At 39.3% G+C, this 3,312-nt stretch carries 3 protein-coding genes; all 3 read left to right on the top strand.

Features of this window, described 5'->3' with window-relative positions; genetic code table 11:
• Positions 1-2,042, top strand: a 2,042-nt coding sequence (locus AB1630_11575; protein ID MEW6104432.1) for a hypothetical protein, incomplete at its 5' end; no start/stop codon positions are given.
• Positions 2,033-2,434: a hypothetical protein gene (locus tag AB1630_11570; GenBank protein MEW6104431.1), complete on the top strand. Its 402-nt coding sequence runs from the start codon at positions 2,033-2,035 to the stop codon at positions 2,432-2,434. The genes AB1630_11575 and AB1630_11570, both read left to right, overlap by 10 nt.
• A 16-nt stretch (positions 2,435-2,450) precedes the next feature.
• Positions 2,451-3,312 (top strand): prenyltransferase/squalene oxidase repeat-containing protein (locus AB1630_11565; GenBank protein MEW6104430.1); only part of this gene is annotated, 862 nt, incomplete at its 3' end.

Genomic DNA, 3,312 nt, shown 5'->3' with positions numbered 1-3,312 from the left:
GAGCTGCAAATATCCCTGCCAGGTATGTCTATGGAACAATAGAGCTTCCCATAGAAAAAGCAATGAACTGGGTTGGGGTAAAAGACCCATACACAGCAGCCCAAATCTTTGCCTCTGGTGGCATCCCCTCAAAAGCTATCACCTTTGGTGGAAAGATCGTGGCTATTCAGATGGAGCATGTTTGGACAGAGATTTATATCCCATATATGCCAGATGAAGGCGTTACATCGAGAGGTCAAAAGATATGGATTCCTGTCGATCCCAGTTTTAAGCAATATGAAGACAAAGAAGCGGTTGACCTTGCTTCTGCCATAGGGTTTGATGGACAAGCCTTCTATAATGAGGTAAAGGCTCAATCTACAACAAACCCTGATGGCTCGGTGGTGGTAAATGAAGGGCTGATCAAACAAAAGATGGAGGAAAATTTAGCGAAATTAAGCAATTATCTGGATGCTAATTTCCCAGGAACACCTACCCTCTTTGATGTCTTAGGATACAGAAAGATAATTAAACAAGAGTTTGGCCTTCTTCTAGGTTCACTTCCTTACAAACCCATTTCTGTTCTTAATAGATATTCTGAAATATCCGATAACTTAAGGCATAAGGTAAGCTTCACCATAGAAGGGGCAAGCTATATTGCCTCCCTTCCTGAATTGGCAAGCAAGAGGATAACTGTATCATACATTGGTGCAAGCGAGGAAGATAGAAACTTTCTCAAAAACTATAGTAGCATAGAAGATGTCCCAGCTTACCTTGTCCAAATGAAGCCTTTGTTTATGGTAGATGGCAAGGTAAAGTTTGAAGGCTCTAGCATAATGCTTGGCGAAAAGCAATCATTCACGATGGGATTTACCTCACCCAATGGCCCATCCGAGCAAATAACCAATGACCTTACTGCAGGGGCTTACTATGCTGTGGGAATAGACCTCCAGAAAATTCCAAGAGAGCTTATCGCAAAACTCCACGCAAACCTTCAGGCAATTGTTGATATGATCAATGCCGGCGAAGGCTTACTTTTGCCTGACGATCTCCTTGGTGAGCTCCTCTGGGGTATAGCCCAAACCTATTGGTGTGAGCTTGATGCTACAAACAAGGTGGTTGCTAGAATGCTTGGCATATCCTCGATTAGATACCCCTCAGAGGGAATGGTCTTTACCAATCTTTCCACCTCCTATGTTTTTGGAATACCCGAGAAAGTGAACCTAGAAGGATTAAGCATTGATATTGATAGAGACCTTGAAAGCCCATTTGCTAAAGATGGTAATTTAAACAAAAGAACAACCTATGTCATTCAATCAGGGATGAATGGTTCAATGTTAGAGCATAGCATCTTTGAACAGATGCTTAAGATAGAATCTGTTTCGGCTGTAAAAATAATGCAGATTGCAAATTCTCAAGGAATACCTGTTTATCAGCTTACCAAAGATAATATCTCCCAAGTTTTACCTATTCTTCAGGTTTCATCAGATGTAAAATCTGATCTACAAGATTCTATAAATGCCGGGAAGGTTGTAACCATACCCAGGTCTAATATCACCTATAATGGATGGAATGGCATAGGATACATCATCCTTGACCCAGATACAGGAGCAGGGGCATATATGATTTCGGGAGGGCTGGCTGGTGGAGGGACAACGAATGATGCAAATTGGAAATTAATGGAATGGTTTTTTGAAACAATGTTAGTCATAGCCCTAATGCTTGCACCATACGAAGAAATACCTCCAGACTTTCGTTTAATATATGGTGCAAGAATCATTAGCATTCTTCTTCCAATTATTTCTGCAATAGATGTTATTAACAAACTTCCAGAAAAAGAACTTTCTGAGGATGCGAAGAAAATGATTACTTGGTTTGTTATTGGTGTTGCAGTATTTTCTGAAGGGCTTATTGTAGGGAGTTGGTTTTTAGGACCTCATTGGGTAGCAATATCATTTTTAATCTCAATGTCTATGAGCTTTGTTATCTCATTTGTTATTCCATATATAATTGATTTTGGGATAAGACATAAAAACTATTTGCAATGGGATATATGGTGGTAAGAGAAATAATAGGCGGAATATTACTTTTAATAGGAATAAGTATGGGATTTGTTATAAGTTTCCATGTAATAAAAATGGATAAAGGTGAATTAGAACCCTTGGGATTTGCTAAAGGTATTTTATTAGCATCTATTTTTATAGCAACAACAATTATGGGAGCAAGGATGCTAGGATTCTTGTGGATAATTGCAGTTTTAATTGTTCCTCTATTTACTTTAGTGGGTGCAATGTTTTTAGTAGGTTTATATGAATTTTTTATAACTCCTATGAGTAAAATAGGAAAAATACTTACTATATTTTTTTGGATATTTATAGTAATAAGCGTGATTATAATAGTTTTATGTGACTTTGCCAAGATTCCAGATGAAATGAAATTTATAATGGAGCATTAGATTAAGGAGGACAAAAATGAATAAATGGAAATGTTTGATTGTGGCAATATTGCTTCTGGCAAATCAGGCGATTAGTCAGACAGCAATTGAGCGGGGAGTAGAATGGCTTATAGCCGCCCAAAACCCAAATGGCTCTTGGGGAACAGAAACAGAATATCCAAATCTTGTCTTCAGGGATACCTGCATTGTAGCAGATGCTTTATGCTATCTTGCTCTCTCTGGAAGCCCCACCACATTAAATGCCATTAGCTGGATTAGCACCCAACCTGCAACCTTTACCCGTAATCTATCTCGCAAGATAATCCCATTAGCCAATTTTGGAACAGACACTAGCGAGCTAATCAACCTTCTGGTTTCTTACCAAAACGATGATGGTGGATGGAGTGGATATGATTTCAAAGGTGGAGAATCTTTTGTCCTAGACACCCTCCTTTCCCTCAATGCCCTTAAATCTGCCAATTATACCAATAATTCTGTAATTGAACCTGCTTTATTATGGCTTCTTGCCAATCAGAATACCGATGGAGGATTTGGATTACAGGAAAGCAATGTTTATCTTACCTCCCTTGCCATTCTTACCCTAAACCAATACAGAAAAGACTATTACCTTGAAGAACCAATCAATAAGGCATCAGATTGGCTGATAACCCAAACCCCAGAAACCCTGTGGGAAAAGGCCCTGATGTACCAAGCAACCAGAGATAAGGATTTGCTGGAAGATATCCTTCAAAACCAAAGAGAGAATGGAAGCTGGGACAATGACCCATTTACCACAGCCCTTTGTTTAAGGGCAATCAAGGATGCAGCCCCTGACCTTATTGTTTCAGAAATCCTCTTTGACCCCCAGGTTCCCTTAGAGGGAGAAACCACAACCATTA

The organism is bacterium (assembly GCA_040753555.1).
In the GTDB taxonomy this organism is placed as follows: Bacteria; UBA9089; UBA9088; order UBA9088; family UBA9088; genus JBFLYE01.
This window is presented reverse-complemented; position numbering and strand designations above follow the sequence as displayed.

Bases quoted from the DNA above. Each gene is read 5' to 3' on its own strand.
- AB1630_11570 (MEW6104431.1), top strand. From the start codon at position 2,033: ATGGTGGTAAGAGAAATAATAGGCGGAATATTACTTTTAATAGGAATA.